At 73.8% G+C, this 17,964-nt stretch carries 20 protein-coding genes; 10 read left to right on the top strand and 10 right to left on the bottom strand.

The genetic code is table 11. The annotated features are described in order from the left end of the window. Positions 1-14 precede the first annotated feature (14 nt). Positions 15-833, bottom strand: coding sequence for a TIGR03084 family metal-binding protein (locus ACGF12_RS25180; protein ID WP_393034251.1), 819 nt, complete (start codon positions 831-833; stop codon positions 15-17). Between the two features lie 157 nt (positions 834-990). Here ACGF12_RS25180 and ACGF12_RS25175 point away from each other — a divergent pair, with 157 nt between their 5' ends. After that, on the top strand, positions 991-1,821 hold the full coding sequence (locus ACGF12_RS25175; protein WP_393034248.1) for a LuxR C-terminal-related transcriptional regulator: 831 nt from the start codon (positions 991-993) through the stop codon (positions 1,819-1,821). A gap of 9 nt (positions 1,822-1,830) precedes the next feature. Here the strand turns inward: ACGF12_RS25175 and ACGF12_RS25170 are convergent, their stop codons facing one another. Genes ACGF12_RS25170 through ACGF12_RS25160 form a run of 3 tightly spaced genes read right to left on the bottom strand, consistent with a single transcriptional unit; the run spans position 1,831 to position 4,568 of the window. After that, positions 1,831-3,366, bottom strand: coding sequence for an AMP-binding protein (locus ACGF12_RS25170; RefSeq protein WP_393034245.1), 1,536 nt, complete (start codon positions 3,364-3,366; stop codon positions 1,831-1,833). A gap of 51 nt (positions 3,367-3,417) precedes the next feature. Further along, positions 3,418-3,780, bottom strand: coding sequence for a MerR family transcriptional regulator (locus ACGF12_RS25165; protein ID WP_393034242.1), 363 nt, complete (start codon positions 3,778-3,780; stop codon positions 3,418-3,420). A gap of 23 nt (positions 3,781-3,803) precedes the next feature. Continuing rightward, the gene (locus ACGF12_RS25160) at positions 3,804-4,568 is read right to left on the bottom strand and encodes an SDR family NAD(P)-dependent oxidoreductase (RefSeq protein ID WP_393034239.1); all 765 of its coding nucleotides are present in this window, start codon (positions 4,566-4,568) and stop codon (positions 3,804-3,806) included. A gap of 195 nt (positions 4,569-4,763) precedes the next feature. On the opposite strand from ACGF12_RS25160, the gene ACGF12_RS25155 reads away from it, so the two are divergent. From ACGF12_RS25155 to ACGF12_RS25145, 3 genes are all read left to right on the top strand, one after another. Next, the gene (locus tag ACGF12_RS25155; protein ID WP_393034236.1) at positions 4,764-5,321 is read left to right on the top strand and encodes a GNAT family N-acetyltransferase; all 558 of its coding nucleotides are present in this window, start codon (positions 4,764-4,766) and stop codon (positions 5,319-5,321) included. A 4-nt stretch (positions 5,322-5,325) separates the two neighbouring features. Continuing rightward, on the top strand, positions 5,326-5,712 hold the full coding sequence (locus tag ACGF12_RS25150; protein ID WP_393034233.1) for a VOC family protein: 387 nt from the start codon (positions 5,326-5,328) through the stop codon (positions 5,710-5,712). Positions 5,713-5,938: 226 nt separating this feature from the next. Continuing rightward, on the top strand, positions 5,939-6,586 hold the full coding sequence (locus ACGF12_RS25145; protein ID WP_393034230.1) for an NAD(P)-dependent oxidoreductase: 648 nt from the start codon (positions 5,939-5,941) through the stop codon (positions 6,584-6,586). Between the two features lie 7 nt (positions 6,587-6,593). On the opposite strand, the gene ACGF12_RS25140 is transcribed toward ACGF12_RS25145, so the two are convergent. After that, positions 6,594-7,376, bottom strand: a complete 783-nt coding sequence (locus tag ACGF12_RS25140) for a dioxygenase (RefSeq protein ID WP_393034227.1) — start codon at positions 7,374-7,376, stop codon at positions 6,594-6,596. A gap of 154 nt (positions 7,377-7,530) precedes the next feature. Between ACGF12_RS25140 and ACGF12_RS25135 the strand changes: the two genes are divergently transcribed. Then, a complete protein-coding gene (locus tag ACGF12_RS25135; protein WP_380611815.1) occupies positions 7,531-7,998 on the top strand; it encodes a MarR family winged helix-turn-helix transcriptional regulator in 468 nt (155 codons plus the stop codon). 28 nt (positions 7,999-8,026) lie between these two features. Here the strand turns inward: ACGF12_RS25135 and ACGF12_RS25130 are convergent, their stop codons facing one another. Further along, the gene (locus ACGF12_RS25130) at positions 8,027-9,274 is read right to left on the bottom strand and encodes an RNA polymerase sigma factor (RefSeq protein WP_393034224.1); all 1,248 of its coding nucleotides are present in this window, start codon (positions 9,272-9,274) and stop codon (positions 8,027-8,029) included. A 115-nt stretch (positions 9,275-9,389) separates the two neighbouring features. Further along, positions 9,390-9,761: a YciI family protein gene (locus ACGF12_RS25125; RefSeq protein WP_393034221.1), complete on the bottom strand. Its 372-nt coding sequence runs from the start codon at positions 9,759-9,761 to the stop codon at positions 9,390-9,392. A gap of 180 nt (positions 9,762-9,941) precedes the next feature. On the opposite strand from ACGF12_RS25125, the gene ACGF12_RS25120 reads away from it, so the two are divergent. Next, positions 9,942-10,349 carry a hypothetical protein gene (locus ACGF12_RS25120; protein ID WP_393034218.1) on the top strand — a complete coding sequence of 136 codons (408 nt, stop codon included), beginning with the start codon at positions 9,942-9,944 and terminating at the stop codon, positions 10,347-10,349. Here the strand turns inward: ACGF12_RS25120 and ACGF12_RS25115 are convergent. Beyond that, positions 10,331-11,839, bottom strand: coding sequence for a PucR family transcriptional regulator (locus ACGF12_RS25115; RefSeq protein WP_393034215.1), 1,509 nt, complete (start codon positions 11,837-11,839; stop codon positions 10,331-10,333). The two genes, ACGF12_RS25120 and ACGF12_RS25115, sit on opposite strands and share 19 nt — an antisense overlap. Positions 11,840-12,229: 390 nt before the next feature. Here ACGF12_RS25115 and ACGF12_RS25110 point away from each other — a divergent pair, with 390 nt between their 5' ends. Beyond that, on the top strand, positions 12,230-12,697 hold the full coding sequence (locus tag ACGF12_RS25110; RefSeq protein ID WP_393034212.1) for a molybdopterin-dependent oxidoreductase: 468 nt from the start codon (positions 12,230-12,232) through the stop codon (positions 12,695-12,697). A gap of 60 nt (positions 12,698-12,757) precedes the next feature. Here the strand turns inward: ACGF12_RS25110 and ACGF12_RS25105 are convergent, their stop codons facing one another. Further along, the gene (locus ACGF12_RS25105) at positions 12,758-13,867 is read right to left on the bottom strand and encodes a hypothetical protein (RefSeq protein WP_393034209.1); all 1,110 of its coding nucleotides are present in this window, start codon (positions 13,865-13,867) and stop codon (positions 12,758-12,760) included. Positions 13,868-13,976: 109 nt separating this feature from the next. Between ACGF12_RS25105 and ACGF12_RS25100 the strand changes: the two genes are divergently transcribed. Beyond that, positions 13,977-14,495 carry a GNAT family N-acetyltransferase gene (locus ACGF12_RS25100; RefSeq protein ID WP_380611731.1) on the top strand — a complete coding sequence of 173 codons (519 nt, stop codon included), beginning with the start codon at positions 13,977-13,979 and terminating at the stop codon, positions 14,493-14,495. A gap of 230 nt (positions 14,496-14,725) precedes the next feature. Further along, a complete protein-coding gene (locus ACGF12_RS25095; RefSeq protein WP_393034205.1) occupies positions 14,726-15,763 on the top strand; it encodes a sphingomyelin phosphodiesterase in 1,038 nt (345 codons plus the stop codon). 23 nt (positions 15,764-15,786) lie between these two features. On the opposite strand, the gene ACGF12_RS25090 is transcribed toward ACGF12_RS25095, so the two are convergent. Next, positions 15,787-16,824, bottom strand: a complete 1,038-nt coding sequence (locus ACGF12_RS25090; protein WP_393034202.1) for a LacI family DNA-binding transcriptional regulator — start codon at positions 16,822-16,824, stop codon at positions 15,787-15,789. 155 nt (positions 16,825-16,979) lie between these two features. Here ACGF12_RS25090 and ACGF12_RS25085 point away from each other — a divergent pair, with 155 nt between their 5' ends. Beyond that, positions 16,980-17,960: a DUF4436 family protein gene (locus tag ACGF12_RS25085; protein WP_393034199.1), complete on the top strand. Its 981-nt coding sequence runs from the start codon at positions 16,980-16,982 to the stop codon at positions 17,958-17,960. Positions 17,961-17,964: the final 4 nt, after the last annotated feature.

The following is a 17,964-nucleotide window of genomic DNA, read 5'->3' as shown; positions in this document are numbered from 1 at the left end:
GGGTCCGACAGCCCCTACGCCTGGGGCTGTCGCCCCGTGCCGGGCGGTCCGGCGAAGGCCTGGGCGATCGGGAGCCAGGCGGCGGCGACCGGGCCGGTGGCGGTGAGGGCGAGGTCGTCCCGGTGGCGGCGCTGGGTCACCAGCAGGCAGAAGTCCAGTGCCGGGCCGGTCACCACGTCCGGCGCGGCGGCCGGGCCGAGGGCCCACAACCCGCCGTCGGGGGCGGTCAGTTCGAGCCGCACCGGGTGCTCCGGCGCGGGCAGCCCGTGCGCGGCGAAGGCGAAGCCCAGGGTGCGTAGCCCCAGGTGGGCGATGTGCCGCAGCCGGGCGCTGGGTTCCCGGGTCACGCCGAGCGCGTCCGCGACGTCCTGGCCGTGCGCCCAGGTCTCCATCAGCCGGGCGGTCGCCATCGAGGCGGGCTTCATCGGCGGGCCGAACCAGGGCAGCCGGGCGTCGGCCGGGGCGGCGGCCAGCGCGGCCAGCACCTCCTCCCGCCCGGCTCGCCAGCGGGCGAGCAACTCCGCGGGCTCGGCGGCCGCGCCCGCCCGCGCCCCTTCCTCGACCGGGTCGGCCCCGGAGGCCAGCAGCTCGGTGAAGCGGCTGCCGAGCGATGCGGTGAAGCCCTCCGGGTCGCGTGCGGCCAGCGCCGTCCAGTCGTCGGTCCACGCAAGGTGGGCGATCTGGTGGGCGACCGTCCACCCCTCGGCGGGGGTCGGCCGGGCCCAGTCCCCGGCCGCGAGGTCGGTGACCAGGCCGTCCAGGACGGCGCTCTCGGCCCGCAGGTCCGCCAGCAGCCCGCGCAGGACGTCGCCCGGGGCGTTCGGGTCGGTCATCGGCTTCCCCTCCCGAGGAGTTCCGTCAAGGCAGTTGCTACCCGCCGGTAGCACATGGCCGCACCCTACGCCGAGCCGGCCGCGGGCGTCCGCCACTCCACGAAACACGCATGTCAGGACTCTCGCCACCGGCCCCACCGCGTGTGACAATTCCGCGATGACCAGGGCCGCGGACCCCCACCTTGCGCAACCCGTCGACGGCGCCGGCCGAGCCGATGACGCCGTGCGACCCGATGACGCCGTGCGCCCCGACGGCGTTGTGCGCCCCGACGACCCCGAACTCGCCGCGCGCGCCGCCGAGCTGGTCCGGGACGCCGTGCTCGGCGACCTCGCCCGCCGAGTGGTGGCCGAGTGCGGCGCCGACGTCGGCCTGGTCGGCGTGCTCGAGCCGCTGCCCGGGAGCCGCCCCGGCAGCGAGGGCATGGTGCTGCGCCACTGGGCCGGCACCCGGGCGGACCTGCTGCACGACGTGCCCGTCCCGGCCGGAATCGGCCTCGGCGGTCGGGCGCTCGCCGAGCGTGCGCCCACCTGGGTGCCCGACTACCGTGCGGCGACGACCATTTCGCACCACTACGACGCGGCCGTGGCCGCCGAGGACCTGTACGCGATGCTCACCGTCCCGCTGATGGACGGCGGCACCGTGCACGGCGTGGTGTACGCCTCGCTGCGCACCGTCGTCCCGTTCGGGGACGTCCGGATAGCCGCGGTCGGCAAGCTGGCGGCGGCCGCCACCCTGGCCCTCGCCGGAGCGGCGGCCTGGAACCGGACGATGCCCCGACCGGACGCTCCGGTAAGGCCGTTGACCCCGCGCGAGCACGAGGTGCTGCGCTGGGCGGCGACCGGCCGGACCAACCCGGAGATCGCCGCCCGACTGGGTCTGACCCGCAACACCGTGACCGGCTACCTCAAGGCCGCGATGCACAAGCTCGGCGTCCGCAACCGGACCGAACTCGCCCTCGCGGCCCGGGAGTCCGGCCTCCTCGGCTGAGCCCCCACCTCAGTTGACCTGACGCTCCCGCCCTGTCCAGTACGGCTCGCGCAGCCGGAACTTCTGCAGCTTCCCGGTGGCGGTGCGCGGCAGCGCGTCCCGGAGCTCCACCGAGGTGGGCGACTTGTAGCCGGCCAGCCGCTGCTTGCAGTGCGCGATCAACTCCGCTTCGGTGACGGACCCGTGGCCCTCCCGGAGCACCACCAGCGCCTTGACCGTCTCGCCCCACTTCTCGTGCGGCACCCCGATCACCGCCGCCTCGGCGACCGCCGGGTGGCTGTACAGGCAGTCCTCCACCTCGATCGAGGAGACGTTCTCCCCGCCGCTGATGATGATGTCCTTCTTCCGGTCGGAGATGGTCAGTTGGCCGTCGGTGAGGGTGCCACCGTCGCCGGTGTGGAACCAGCCGTCCCGCAGCGCCTCGGCCGAGGCCTCGGGCTGCCGCCAGTAGCCGTCCAGCACGGTGTTGGAGCGCACCAGCACCTCGCCGGAGGGGTCCACCCGCAGCTGGGTGCCGAGCGACGGGGCGCCGGCCTGCACCAGCTTCTCGGCCCGCTCGGCGGCCGGCAGGGCGTCCCACTCGGCGCGCGAGCGGTTGACCGTGACGATCGGGGAGGTCTCGGTCAGGCCGTAGAGCTGCATGAACTCCCAGCCCAGCTGCTCCTCGACCTGCTGCACCACCGAGGTCGGCGGCGGCGCACCGGCCACGATCATCCGCACCCGGTCCCGGCCGGGCACCGGGCCGTCCCAGTCGGCGGCCGCGTCCAGCACCATCTGCACCACGGCGGGCGCGCCGGACAGGAAGGTCACTCCGTGCCGCTCGACCCGGCGCAGGATCTCCGCGCCGTCCACCTTGCGCAGCACGATGTGCCGGGCGCCGAGCGCGGTGAGCGAGAACGGCAGGCCCCAGCCGTTGGCGTGGAACATCGGCAGGGTGTGCAGGTACACGTCCCGGTCGTTCGCGCCGTAGTGCAGGCCCATCAGCGTCGCGTTCAGCCAGATGTTACGGTGGGTGAGCTGAACGCCCTTGGGGCGGGCGGTGGTTCCGCTGGTGTAGTTGATGGTGGCGGTGTCGTTCTCGGACATCGCGTACCGGCGGGGCGCCTTGTCGAAGTCGTAGAGCACGGCGTCGCTGTCCGCGCCGAGCACGAACTTGTGCTTGGCCACCACCCCGTCCAGCGCGTCGGCGAGTTCGGGGTCGACCAGCAGCACGGAGGCGCCGCTCTGCTCGACGATGTACGCGACCTCCTCGGCCTTCAGTCGGAAGTTCACCGGCACCAGTACCCGGCCGTACCCGCTCACCCCGAAGAAGGCGGTCAGCAGCCGGGCCGAGTTGTGCGAGACGATCGCGACCCGCTCGCCCGGCCCGACGCCGAGCCGGTCCAGCCCGGCCGCCTGGGCCCGGGCGAGCTCGGCGATCCGGCGGTAGCTCAGTTCGCCCCAGGATTCGGCCGGTTGCACGGGTTCGTCGACGATGCCGACCCGGTCGCCGTAGACCAGCTCGGCCCGGTCGAGGAAGTCCATCACGGAGAGTGGAATCTGCATGCGCCCACTGTCCTATCCCGTGCGCCCCCTGCACACCCCCGATCGGGGGTGTCACCCGTCCGTAGGACTCCCGGCGGCCGCCAGCGCCGCCACCAACCGGTCCCGTGCCTCGGTCTGGGCGGCGATCCGGCGCTCCAGCACCGCCAGCCGCTCCCGGACGATCCGCAGCACCCGCTCGGACGGCGGGTGCGCGAGCACGTCCCCGTCCAGGCAGCCCAGCAGCGGCCGGAGGTCCGCCAGGGTGAGCCCGGCGCCCACCAGCGCGCGGATGTTGCGCACCCGCACGACCGTGGACTCCCCGTACTCCCGGTAGCCGTTGGCGGCGCGCTCGGAGTCGATCAGCCCGGCCTGCTCGTAGTGCCGCAGTGCCCGGGCGGTACTGCCCGCCCGCCGCGCCAGTTCACCGATCCGCACCCGTACCCCGCCCGCCCCACTGCCTAGCCCACCAGGGCACCCCCGTCGACCGACAACACTACGCCGGTCACGAAGGAGGCCTGCGGCGCGGCGAGTCGGGTGATCGCCCAGGCCACCTCCGCCGGTCGGCCGATCCGGCCCAGCGGGGTGTGCTCGATCTGCCACTTGCGGATCGCCGCGAGCTGCTCGGGGCCGTACCCGGAGTGGTCGCCGATCGGGGTGTCGATCGCCCCGGGCGCCACCGCCACCACGCGGACGCCGCGCGGGGCCAGTTCGACCGCCCAGCTGCGGGTGACGGTTTCCAACGCGGCCTTGCTCGCCGCGTACACCGAGTTGGTCGGCCAGCCGCGCTGTCCGACGGCGGTGCTGACGTTGACCACCACGCCCCGGCTCTCGGTCAGCGCCGGGAGAGCGGCCTGCCCGAGCAGCACCGGGGCGACCAGGTTGACGGCCAGCAACGCCTCGACACCCGCCGCGTGGTAGCTGCCCAGGCCCTGCCCGCTCGGCACGATCCCGGCGTTGTTGACCAGCACGTCCAGCCGCCCGTACGTCTCCAGCGCCGCCCCGACGATCGCCTCCGGCGCGTCCGGCCCGGTGACGTCCGCGACCAGCGGCTCGATCAGGCCCGGGTGGGCGGTCGCCGTCTCCGCCAGCGGCCCGGGCCGGCGCCCGACCGCCAGTACCCGCGCCCCCTCGGCCGCGAAGGCCCGCGCCGTCTCCCGCCCGATCCCCGTCCCGGCCCCGGTGACCACCACGACCCGCTGCTCCACCGCGTTCTCGTTGCTCATGCGGACAACCCTCCGACCCTGCCGTCAGCGTCAGGGTCAAGCCGGGCTCGTCGGAGCCGCGAACGACGGGCCCGGAACCGCGGTGGAGCCGCCGACCGTCCGTCAGGAAGATCGCAACGCACGGTTCCGAACCCAGGGGGAGACACCACCCATGAGCGACCAGCGGCCCGACGCCCTCCACCGGGAGGGCCTCCGATGACCCTCGCCGTGACCACCCACCCGACGGCCGACGGCCTGCTGCTGCGCCCCTTCGAGGACACCGACGCCCCGGCCCTGATCGAGGCCTACCGGGACGAGACACTGCGCCGCTTCACCCGCACCCCGGTGACCGACGCCGAGCAGGCCGCGCACTGGCTGGGCCTGCAGTACGAGGGCTGGGCGGCCGGCACCCGGTACAGCTTCGCCGTCCTCGAAGCCGGTGAACTGGCCGGCAACGTCGCGCTCAAGCGCGGCGCCCCGGGCGGGGAGTCGGCCGAGGTGGGCTACTGGACGGCGGCCCCGGCGCGCGGCCGGGGCGTGGCCCCGCGCGCGGTGGAGGCCCTCACCGCCTGGGCCTTCGACACCTTCGCCGACGACGGACTGCTCCGGATCGACCTGCTGCACGAGGGCGACAACGACGCCTCCTGCCGGGTCGCGGAGAAGAGCGGCTACGCCTTCGCGGAGATCGTCCCGGCCTTCCCGCCGTATCCGCTGGACGGCCACCGGCACTCCCGAAAAAGGCTGGACGCGTCCGAACGGCGCAGGCCAGAGTAGGCGCATGGCTTCTCTGGTACGACATGTGACGATCGACTGCGCCGACCCGTTCGCCCTGGCGAGCTTCTGGGCGCAGGCGCTGGACGGGACCCTGGCCGACGACGACAACCCGGGAGAGCCGGAGGCGGTGGTGGACTCCGCCGGGGCCTCGCTGCTCTTCATCAAGGTGCCCGACGGCAAGTCGGTGAAGAACCGGGTCCACCTCGACCTCCAGCCGCAGGACCGCGACCGGGACGAAGAGGCGGAGCGCCTGGTCGCACTGGGCGCCACTGTGCTGGCCGACCACCGCCGGCCGGACGGCACGGGCTGGATCACCATGGCCGACCCCGAGGGCAACGAGTTCTGCGTGGAGCGCAGCAAGGCCGAGCGCGTCGCCACCGCGCACGCCTGAGCGAGCGCCCTGCTCCGACCACCCGCCCACGGCCGCCCGCCGGTTCCACGAGGACGCGCGCGGGCGGCCGGGCCGCCGCTGCGCGTGATCACTCCTTCGACGGGCTGTCGCACGAGACGGACCGTCACACGAAAGGCCCAGGCCCCGAGCCGCCACCGGACGCAAGTCCGATAATCGACCCTGTCTGACGCCATCCCCCCGACACGAGCAACCAGGCAGGTACCCCATGGCCAGAATCGCCGTGATCGGCGCCAACGGCAGCATCGGCAACGCCGTCGTCGCGGAGGCGGCGGCCCGTGGGCACGAGCTCACCGCCGTGGTCCGCGACCCGGACCGCTACCGGGGCGAAGCAGCCTTCGTGGAGCGCGCCGACGTGCTGGACCCGGCCGACGTGGCCCGGGTCGCGGGCGGCCAGGACGTCCTGGTCAGCGCCGTCGGCGGCGGCGACGGCCCCGGCCACCTGGCGCTGATCGAACCCGCCGCCCGCTCCCTGGTCGAGGGCCTGCGCGCGCTCGGCGACGGGGCGCCCCGGCTGGTCGCGGTCGGCGGCGCGGGCAGCCTGGAGACAGCGCCGGGCGTTCGGGTCTGGGACACCCCGGGCCTGCCGGAGCCGCTCCTGCAGATCATGCACGCCCACGGCGCGGCGCTGGACTACTACCGGACGGTCTCCGACATCCGCTGGACGGTGCTCAGCCCGTCCGCCGAGATCGGCCCGGGGGAGCGGACCGGCCGCTACCGGACCGGCCTGGAGCAGCTGCTCACCGATTCCGAGGGCCGCAGCCGGATCTCGGTGCCGGACTACGCGGTCGCCCTGGTGGACGAGATCGAGCAGCCCGAGCACATCGGTGAGCGCTTCACCTGCTGCTCGCTGTAGCCCTCGGTCAGCCCAGCTGGATCGACCGCTTGGCCAGCCCCATCCAGAACCCGTCGATGACGCTGCGCTGGCTGCCGAGGTCGGCCTCGCCGGCGCCGAGGGTGACGAACAGCGGGGCGAAGTGCTCGGTGCGCGGGTGGGCCAGGCGCCCGGCCGGGGCCTTGTGCTCGAAGTCGAGCAGCGCGTCCAGGTCGTGGGCGTCCAGGGCGCGCCTGCCCCAGTCGTCGAACTCGGCCATCACCGAGGCGACCCGGCCGTCGTTGCTGAGCGCCCGCAGGTTGTGGGTGAAGAAGCCGCTGCCGATGATCAGCACGCCCTCGTCACGCAACGGGGCGAGCCGGCGGCCGATCTCCAGCAGGCGCTGGGGGTCGAGGGTGGGCATGGAGATCTGCAGCACCGGGATGTCGGCCTCCGGGAACATCTCCACCAGCGGCACGTACGCGCCGTGGTCGAGGCCCCGGTCGGGGATGTCCTGGACGGGTGTGCCGGGGGCGCGCAGCAGCTTGCGCACGCGTTCGGCGAGCTCCGGCGCGCCGGGGGCGGCGTACTGCACCCGGTAGTAGTGCTCGGGGAAGCCCCAGAAGTCGTAGACCAGCGGGACGGTGGTGACGGCGCCGACGGCCAGCGGGGCCTCCTCCCAGTGGGCGGAGACCATCAGGACGGCCTTGGGGCGCGGCAGGTCGGCCGACCAGGCGGCCAGCTCGCCCGGCCAGACCGGGTCGTCGGCGAGCGGCGGCGCGCCGTGCGAGAGGTACAGGGCGGGCATGCGCTCGGGGGCCGCGGCGCTCATGGCGTCCTCCTCGGGATCGGACCGGGACCGGACCGGGACCGGACCGGGAATCGGGGCTCGAATGACGGGGATAGTTCAAATTTGAACCTCTGCGTTCGACGGTACACCTTCGTTCGAATTTGAACAACAGGAGTAGGCTTCACCCATGTCCTCACTGAACGAACCCCGCTGGCTCGACCAGGACGAGATGGCCGCCTGGCGGGGCTTCGTCGTCGCGAGCAACCTGCTCAACCGCCGGCTGGAGCGCCAGCTCAAGGACGACTCCGGCCTCTCGCACCAGCAGTACGAGATCCTGGTGCACCTGTCCGCCGCCCCGGGCGACTCGCTGCGGATGACCGAGCTGGCCGACAAGCTGGTCACCTCCAAGAGCGGACTGACCTACCAGGTCACCCAGCTGGAGCGGATGGGCCTGGTCGCCCGCCGCTCCTGCCCCAGCGACGTGCGCGGCGTCATCGCCGAACTCACCGACCAGGGTCGGGAGATGATCCGCCAGGCCGCCCCCGGGCACGTCGCCCTGGTGCGCGAGCTGCTGATCGACGTACTCACCCGCGAGCAACTGGCCGTCCTCGCCGAGGGCCTCGGCGCGGTCAGCGCCCGACTGCGCCAGGACGAAACCCCGTAGTTCCCCGGCGAGTCGGCTCCTCGGTGAGTCAGTCTCCAGCGGGTCGGTTCCCCAGCGAGGCCGCCCGCTCCCGCAGCAGCTCCCGCTCCCGCTCGTTGCGGGTCAGCCCCGCCGCCCGCTCGAACTCCGCCCTGGCCTCCGCCGCCCGCCCCAGCCGGGCCAGCAGATCACCCCGTACGCTCGGCAGCAGGTGGTAGTCGCGCAGGGCCGGTTCCGCTGCCAGCGCGTCCACCAACTCCAGTGCGGCGGCCGGTCCCTGGGCCATCGAGACGGCCACCGCCCGGTTCAGCGCCACCACCGGCGAGGGCGTCAGCACGAGCAGCCGCCCGTACAGTGCGGCGATCGTGGCCCAGTCGGTGTCCTCGTACCGCCGCGCCTTCGCGTGGCAGGCGGCGATCGCGGCCTGCACCGAGTACGGCCCGGCGCCCGCCCGCTGGAGCGCGTCGAAGCCGCGCCGGATCAGCAGCCCGTCCCAGCGGGCCCGGTTCTGCTCGGCCAGCAGCACCGGCCGCCCGTCCGGCCCGGTCCGGGTGGCCGTCCGCGAGGCCTGGAACTCCAGCAGCGCGGCCAGCCCGTGCGCCTCCGGCTCGGCGGGCATCAGCGCGGCCAGCACCCGGGCCAGCCGCAGCGCGTCCTCGCACAGCTGCGGGCGCAGCAGGTCGTCCCCGGCGGTGGCCGAGTACCCCTCGTTGAAGATCAGGTAGATGACCTCCAGCACCGAGGAGAGCCGTTGCGCCCGGTCGTCGCCGTACGGCACCTCGAAGGGCACGTCCGCCTTCGCCAGCGCCCGCTTCGCCCGGACGATCCGCTGCGCCACCGTCGCCTCGGGCACCAGGAAGGCGCGGGCGATCTCCGGGGTGGTCAGCCCGCCGAGCAGCCGCAGGGTGAGCGCGATCCGGGCCCGCGCCGACAGCACCGGGTGGCAGGCGGTGAAGATCAGCCGCAGCAGGTCGTCGTCGATGTCGTCCGGCTCGACCGGCTCCGGCGGCGGCACGTCCTCCACCGACCGCCCCACCTCGGCGAGCTTGCGGGCGTAGACCTCCCGGCGGCGCACCAGGTCGATCGCCCGCCGCTTGGCGGTGGCCGTCAGCCAGGCGCCCGGATTGTCCGGGACGCCGTCGCGCGGCCACTGCTCCAGCGCGGCCACCAGCGCGTCCTGCGCCAGCTCCTCGGCGATGCCCACGTCCCGGACGATCCGGGCGACCCCGGCGATGATCCGCGCGGACTCGATCCGGAACACCGCCTCGACGGCTGCCGCCGCCTCCCTCTCCGTCACGGCCACCCATCAGAGCAGTCGGCGGAGAGGGAGGCAAACACTGCCACGGCGGTTCCAGGTGCCACGGCGGTTCCGGCTCCCACAGCGGTTCCGGCTCCCACGGCGGTTCCGGCGATTACTGCGGGGGCTGCGGCATCTCGTCGATCTGCCGGACCTCCGCCTCGACGGCCCACGTCGCCGGGTGGGTCCGCAGGAAGCGGCGGGTCCACTCCAGGGCCTCGGCCTTGTCCTTGCACTGCAGGATCGCGTAGCCGCCGACCACCTCCTTGGTCTCGGTGAACGGCCCGTCGGTGTAGTCGATCTTCCCGTCGGCCCAGGTCAGCCGGGTGCCCTGGGCGGTCGGGGTCAGTCCGGCGGTCTCCAGCATCACCCCGGCCTTGGTGATCTCCTCGAACAGCGCCCCCATCCGCTGCTCGAAGCCCGGGTCCGGCTCCCAGCCGTCGCGGGCGTTCTCGTCGATGCGGATCAGCGTCATGAAGCGCGGCATGGTGACTCCTCGGTCGTGCGGGCGGGGTCCCTCCCCGCCTCTCACCCCTGCGTCGATCGGGCGGGCGACGGATCGACACCCGCCGGGAAGAATCTTCCGCCGGTTTCCGGGGTGGGGTCCGTGGGCTGCGCCGTCCGTGGTCGAATGATTCGAACGCGGAAGCGACGGAGGGGGAGAGAGATGCTCGATGAGATCCTCGGCGTGGTGACGGCTGCTCTGCTGCCCACGGGTTCGGGCGAGCGGACGCAGCAGCACCCGGAGGCGTTCGAGGACGGGCGGGTGCTGGTCTTCGAGGGCTGCGTCATCGGAGCCCGGCCGTACTGCCGCCCGGAGGCGGCCTTTCTGCACGTCTCGCTCACCGCGCTCGCGATCTCGCCGGTCCGGGAGACGAGCGCGCTGGCCCGCTACCTGCCGAGGGGCGGCCTGGAGCTGGTCGAGGTGCGCAGGTGGCGCGAGGGCGACCCGGGGGCGATCAAGAAGTACTGGGACGTGATGGAGTGTCGGGACGGCGAGGACGTCGTCCTGATCGGATGCCACCTGGGTGCCACGGGCTTCATCCGCGAGGCGCTTCAGCTCGACGCGGTCTGAGGCGCGCACAGCAGCGCCGCCCGCAGGTCGGTCCGGTCCCGCAGCCGGGCCAGGTTGCGGCCGGTGAGCTCCTCGATCCGGCGGATCCGGTAGTGCACGGTATTGACGTGGATGTGCAGCGACTCCGCCGTCCGTGCCCAGGAGCCGTCGTGGTCCAGGAACACCGCCAGGGTGCCCAGCAGCGAGACGCTGTTCTCCTCGTCGTGGGCGGTCAGCGGGGCCAGCAGCCGGGCGTGGAAGGCGGCCGTCACCTCCGCCGGGATGCCGCGCAGCAGCCCGTCCAGCGTGTCCAGTTCGGCCGCGCTGGCGACCGGACCGGCCGTGCCCGCCAGGAGGTACCGGGCCTGCACCAGCGCGGCCCGCAGCGGCTCGGGGTCGGGCGGGGCCGCCGGGCCGACCCCGATCCGCAGGGTGCGCCGGCCGGTCAGCCGGGCCTGGAGCGCGGGGCGGGCCCGGCGCAGCCGCTCGGCGACCCGCTCCACGGGCGCGGCCACCAGCGCGGCGGTCAGCCCGGTGCGGTCGGTGCCCGCCGCGTAGGGCGCGTCGAGCGGGTGCAGCGCCTCGGCCAGCGCGTGCGCCGCCCAGCCGGCCGGCACCTCGTCGCCCGACCGGCCGGGCTCGATCCGCGCGCTGACCGCCACCAGCGGCCCGGCGCCGTCCAGCCCGCAGGCCGCCAGCGGCTCGGCGAGTCGGCCTTCGTCGGCGAGTGCGTCCAGCAGGCGTCCGGCGGTTCGGCGCCGGGCGCCCGCCGCGGCCTGGGCGCGGGCGGCGAGCGGGGCGAGCAGTTCGGCCAGGCCCTGGAGCGCCGGGTCGGCGGCCGGGGTGCGCGGGTGGGCCCGCAGCCGCCAGCCGTCGAAGGGGGAGCCGTCCTGCGGGCCGACCGGCAGCCCGGCCTCGCCGCGCCCGGCGGGCGGTACGGACGGTACGGGTGGGGCGCCGGGGGCGAGGGGGCGGCCGCCGGCGGTGGTGAGCGAGCAGTCCGGCAGTCCGAGCCGGCCGACCGCGTGCGCCAGCACCTCGCCGGGCCCGGCCTCCGCGCGGACCAGGTCGAGCAGCTCACGCCGGACGGTCTCCGGGATGGCCGCGGTGTCCTGGGCCCCGGCCCGCAGGTCGCCCCAGAGCCGCAGGTAGACCCGGTCGGTGACGGCCCGGAAGCTCACCCCGGCGGGCACCGCGAGCAGCGGGATGCCGTGGGTGCGGCAGGCCTCGGCCAGGCTGTCCGGGATGCTGCCGTGGGTGCCCTCGCCGGCCAGCAGCGCCGCCACGCCCGCGCTGCGCAGGGCCGTGGCGAAGCGCAGTGCGCCGGAGGTGTCGGCGGGCTGCCACCAGACCAGTCCGGTGAGCACCAGCTCGCCGGGCTGGAGGTAGCGGGCCGGGTCCTGGAGGTCGGTGGAGCTCACGCCGGTGACCGGGCGGTCGAGCAGCTCGGGGGTGCCCCAGGCCAGCCGGATGGACAGGTCGTCGAGGTGCAGCAGGTCTCCGACGATCATCTCTCGCTCGCTCTCGCCCGGGTGTCGCGGTGGTACGTCGCACCCACATCTATCGCACATGCGAGGACGAAGGCGTTGATCGCATCGTAAATGCCAGCCGAGAGACCGTGAACCTTCTTGTCGGATCATCCAGCGAAAGGGCGTGCGGCTGGTGCCCGGAACCAGTCGTCCACCCGATTGCCGGGCTGCTCCAATGGGTGCGGGGCGCGCCGAGCCGTCTCCTCCGGCGCGCCCCGCACGAGGACTCGCAGTTGCGAGCTGAAAGACCTTCGAGTCATCGCAGCTGCCGATGAAAGAAGGCATTCAGCGTCGCAACTGCGAATGCCCGGGCTCCCCCTCGGGTACCCATCTCCCGGGCCGCAGCGACGCGGCCCGGGAGGAGGGAGCACCATGACCCCGGCGAGACCCACCGTCCGGCTGCACGGCTACCTCGACGAGCCCGCCGAGCTGACCGTCGAGCAACTGCGCACCCTCCCCGCGCACCGGGTCGAGGTCAGCTTCGACTGCCGGACCGAGGGCGAGCAGCGCCACGGATACGAGGGCCCGGCCCTGCTGGACGTCCTGCTCGCCGCCAAGCCCCGGATCGACTTCTCCGGCCGCAAGCAGCGGCTGCGCTTCCTGCTCAACGTGGTCGGCGCCGACGGCCACCGGGCCGTGGTCTCCTGGGCCGAGATCGACCCGGACTTCGGCGGCCGCCGGATCCTCCTCGCCACCAGCATGGACGGCGCCCCGCTGGACACCACCGGCCCGCAGCTGGTCGTCCCCGACGACCACTGCGGCGCCCGCTACGTCAGTGCCGTCACCGCCGTCTGGCTCGGACCGCTCGGCGACCCGGCCCAGGCCCAGCCCGCCGGGTAGCCCCCAACGCCCTTACGGGCGCCGCCCCGGGCCCACCCCGCCGGTCGGGCCCCAACGCCCTTACGGGCGAGCCGCCTTGGGTCGCAGCTCCGGCGGCAGCGGCTGCGCCCCGGAGAGCCGCACGGCCGCCCCGCGGGCCAGCTCGAAGGCGGCCACCGGGTCGTCGGCCTCGGTCCACGGCTTGCAGCCGCAGTACGGGCCGATCGCCCGGAACTGCTCCAGCGCGACGTCGTACAGCTCCGCCCGGCCCGCGTAGGCGGCGAGCAGGTGCCGCAGCATGGTCAGCCGCTGGTCGTCCGGCCGGACCTGCGCCAGCGAGGCGGCCACCTGCTTCAGTCGGCGCCGGGTCGCGTCGCTGGTCAGCCCGCCGAGGGTCTTGCGCAGTTCCAGCTCGTGCAGCGCGAACAGGTAGACGCCGGCCAGCGGGCTGCCGGCCGGGGCCGCGTCCATCGCCTTCTCGGCGAAGGCCGTCATCTTCCGGTCCGAGCCGAACCACTTGGCGCACCAGTACTGCAGTGCCTGGAGGTGGCCGGCGTAGTGGAACGGCGCACGCTCGATCAGGCCACGCCACAGCTCCTCGAACTGCTCGGGCTGGTACTGGGCGCCGCGCGCCGCGGTCACCATGACCACCCAGGGCGCCGGGTTGGCCGGGTCGAGCAGCGAGGCCCGCTTGGCCGCCTCGATGGCGGCGGGCAGCATCGTCCGGAAGGCGTTCATGTCCTCCTCGGGCACCTCGTGGGCGTACTTGCTGCCCCGGATCTCCCACGCCGCGTGCACCATCCGGCTGGCCTCCAGGGCCGCCGCGTCGCAGTGGCCCGGGTCGGCCGCGCGCCAGGCCTTGAGCCAGGCGTCGTCCTGGCCGGCGATCGAGTCCAGCAGCTCCAGCCGGGACCAGCGCTCGTCCCAGTCCTGCCCGGCGGCCTCGACGTACTCGGCGGCGGGCCGCCAGTTCCCGGCCCAGGCCGCGTCGGCTATCGCCTGCGACTCCTTGCGGCGGTGCGGGGCCGGCGGCGGGCCGCCCCGGTGCGGGTCGAGCCGCTCGCGCGGGACGAGGCCGTAGGCCGCGGCGTCGAAATCGCTCTGCGCCCAGGTGGTGGCCTTGGACTTCCTGGCCCTGGTCACGGCGGCGGAGATCGCCACGACCAGGACGATGATGATGAGGTGTGTCACGGCGGAGCATCATCCCTGGTCGCGTGGGGTGCGGGCAACGCGGTCGAAGGCCCGGGCGGCGTGGTCAAACCGCTCGCCGCGGAACGGATTCCGTGCCAACATGCCCCATATGGGGACGATTCTGCACGGCACCCTGGTCACCCTCCGCCCGGCCACCGAGGACGACATCCCGGCGCTGGTGGCGATCCGCAGCACGCCCGAGGTGTTCGCCCGTTGGCGCGGCGGCGACGACCTGGCCGACGAGGTCGCGGGGGACCTGGAATCACCCGACACCGAGACCTTCGCGATCGACCTGGGTGGCAAGGTGGTCGGCGCCATCCAGTGGTACGCCAACAACGACGACGAGTACCGGCACGCCGGGATGGACCTCTACCTGGACCCGTCGGTGCACGGCCTGGGCCTGGGCACCGACGCCGTCCGCGTGATGGCCCGGCACCTGGTGCACGACCACCACTACCACCGGCTGGTGATCGACCCGGCCGCGGACAACGCGGCCGCGATCCGCTGCTACGCCAAGGTCGGCTTCCGCCCGGTGGGCACCATGCGCCAGTACGAGCGCGGCCCGGACGGCAGTTGGCACGACAATCTGCTGATGGATCTGCTCGCGGACGAACTGTTGGACGGCTGACGGCGGTTCATCGGACCCCGATCGCCAGGTGCGAGGGTGTACAGACATCTTGTCGTCCACCCGTCCAGAGCTGTACAGACATCTCATGGCCACACGATCTGCCGGAACTGATCGCCTGGCGTTCTTCCCGTAGTACCGAGCGGTAGCTAGCGTTCCCCCGCCAATCCCCGGCGGCCGGTCACCCCGGCGCCGGGCCCCACCGGATTGACGGATCCCCCAGGAGAACGCCCATGCTCTCGCGTCGCACGGCCACCGCCCTCACCTCGGCGGCCGCCGCCGCACTGCTGCTCGGTGGCACCGCCCCGACTGCCTCCGCCACCACCTCGGCGGGCCCGACCGCGCTGTCCGTCTTCGCCTTCAACGTCGACCTCGGCACCGCCATCGTCGACAGCACCCAGAACGAGCAGGCCGCCCGCCGCACCCCGGTGGTCGAGCAGATCGTCCGTCAGCACAACGCCGATGTGGTCATCCTGGACGAGCAGTTCAACAACAGCTCGACCGCCGACATCAACAGCAAGCTCGCCGACCTCTACCCGTACCGCACCCCGGTGGTCGGCCAGACCTGCTCCGGCGGCGGCTGGACCGGCATCAGCGGCAACTGCTCCAGCTCGTGGTTCGTCATCAACGGCGGCACGATGATCCTCTCCAAGTACCCGATCACCGCCCAGTACGCCCACGTCTTCAGCAACTCCACCTACGGCACCTGGGACTACCACGCCAACAAGGGCGCGGCGCTGGTGCAGGTCAACAAGGGCGGCAACACCTCCTGGGTGGTCGGCACCCACCTGCAGGCCGACGAGTCGGACGTCTCCACCGACACCACCCAGTCCACCCGGCTCGGCCAGCTCGCCGAGATCCGCGCCTGGGTCGACGGGATCGTCGGCAGCAGCGCGCCGGTGCTGATCGGCGGCGACCTCAACGTCGAGTACTTCCACGGCCAGAGCCGCGGCGACTACACCAACGCCCAGAACGCGGTGAACGGCGTGCTCGGCACCCCGGCCACCGACGCGAGCCAGGACCGCACCACCATGGACTGCCCGGTCTCCTCCTGGTGCCAGTACATGGCGGGCGTCGAGACCTTCCCGACGGACTACCGGGACGACCTCGACTACATCGGCTACCTCAACGCCCCGGGCCGCCCGGTGCCGGCCGGGATGTCCAGCGTCAAGGTCGACTTCGACCCCCAGGCCGGCTGGACGCCGGGCCAGCTGGACACCAACGCGCCCAGCGACCACTACCCGGTCGAGGCCACGTTCCAGCTGAACTGACCTACCGGTCCATGGCTTTGACGTTACGTCAGGCTCGCTGCCCGGTCGGGGGCCGGGCAGCCGCAGGAGCGTCGCACCACCAGCTCGGCCGGGAAGGTCCGGGCCCCGGCGGCGCGGCGCTCCGGCCCGCCGAGGACGAGTTCCAGCGCGGCCCGGGCCATCGCGTCCTGCGCGGTGGTGACGGTGGTCAGCGCCGGTCCGGCGATCACCGCCTCGGCGATGTCGTCGAAGCCGGCCACCGCGAGGTCCTCCGGCACCCGGATGCCGAGGTCGTCGGCGGCCCGCAGCAGGCCTATCGCCTGGTCGTCCGTCGCGCAGAACACGGCGGACGGCCGGTCGGGCCGGCTCAGCAGGGTGAGCGCCTCGGCGTGCGCCCGGACCCGGTCGAAGGGTGCCTGGGTGAGCCGCCCCTCGGGGGACAGTCCGGCGTCGGCCAGCGCCGCGGCCCAGCCGGCCGTCCGCCCGGTGACCGGGTCGAGCGGGCTGAGCGCCAGGGTGCCGCCGAAGCAGTGCACCTCGGCGTGGCCGTGGTCGAGCAGGTGGCGGACCACCGCGCGGGCGCCGCCCTCGTCGTCCGCCACCACGGCCACGCCGTCGGCGCTCTCCGCGCGGTGGTGCAGCAGGACGATCGGGGTGCCGTCGGCCGAGTCGAAGCCGGTCAGCCCGGAGGTGGCCGGGTCCTGGGTGACCAGGATCAGGCCGTCCACCTGCATGCCGAGGAAGGCGCGGATGTAGTGCGCCTCACGCTCGTCGGCGTAGTCGGAGTTGCCGATCAGCAGCAGCCGGCCGTGCTCGGTGGCGGCCTGCTCGACGGCGTGGGCGAGCCCGGCGAAGAAGGGCTGCCGGGCGTCCGGCACGACCATGCCGAGCAGATCGGTCCGCCGCCGCGCCATCGCCTGGGCGACCCGGTTGGGGCGGTAGCCGAGCTCCTCGACCGCCGCGAGCACTCGGGCCCGGGTGGCCGGCGCCACCGGCCGGGGTCCGTCGTTGATCACATAACTCACGACCGCCGTAGACGTCCCCGCCGCCCGAGCCACATCGTCCCGTGTCACCCTCACCATGGGTATTGAGCCTACACAGCACCTCCGACCAGCGGCTTTCCCGAGCTCCGGGCAGGCCTCGACCGGCCCGCCCCGGTTGCGGGGGAGGGGGCGACGTGCGGACGCTGGCGGGATGGGCGGCAGCGGGTGCCGCCGCCGACCGTGGGAGCAGGTCGATGAGTACGCCGCCGCAGCGCCGGACACCGCCGTACCGCCGGGTGGTCCGGCCGTCGCGCCCCACGGCCCGCCCCCGGGTCCGGATCCACGCCCGGACGCGTGGTTCCGTCGCGGGCGCCGTCCGGCCGAAGGTCCGGCCCTGGCGGGCGTACGCCGTGGTGGTGGCGATCGCGCTGTCGGTGGCCGCCGGGCTGCTGCTCTACTTCAACGAGCGCTCCAGCCGCAGCCACGCCCAGGTGGCGGGCGCCACCGCGCCCGGCCCGGACTTCCTGGAGGTCGACGTGGTGCTCCAACGGGTGGACGCGGCCGCGCAGACCGTCACCGCCAAGGTCGTGGTGCAACCCCACGGCGCCCTGCAAACGGCGGAGAACCTGCTGGTGCCCGCCGGGGACGTGGTGCTGGACACCACCTCGCTGGAGCAGACCACGCTCAGGTATCCGGCGGGCCAGCCGATCGGCTCCAGCGCCGTGACGTTCAACCTGTTCGACGGACGGGTCTCGGACTACCCCTTCGACCACTACGGCGCGATCATCGGCTTCCAGGCCACCGTCGGCGGGCGGCCCGTCCCGCTGGTGATCGGGCTGGAGGAAGGCGACCCCTTCTTCGCCTTCAAGCAGACCGCGACGCTGAACGAGGGCAACGGCGTCGCGGTCACCGAGCGGATCAGCCGCTCGCGCAGCACCTTCATCCTGGCCTGGTTCATGATGGCGGCGATGTGGGCGCTGGCCCTGGCGGTGCTGCTGGCGGCCTGGCTGATCGTGCGGCAGCGGCGCGGCATCATCTGGCCCGCGCTGGGCTGGATGGCGGCGACCCTGTTCGCCCTGGTCGGCATGCGCAACGCCGCACCCGGCTACCCGCCGATCGGCTCGCTGCTGGACTACGCGGCGTTCTTCTGGGCGGAGCTGCTGGTCGCGGTGGGCCTGACCATGGTCGTGATGCGCGGCGCCAGGGTCGAGGGCACGCACGGCCCCCGCTCCTAGCCTG

The sequence above is a fragment of the Kitasatospora sp. NPDC048296 genome (genome assembly GCF_043201815.1).
Taxonomy (GTDB): domain Bacteria; phylum Actinomycetota; class Actinomycetes; order Streptomycetales; family Streptomycetaceae; genus Kitasatospora.
The sequence above is the reverse complement of the archived record's forward strand: the minus strand, read 5'-3'. Positions and strand labels throughout refer to the sequence as shown.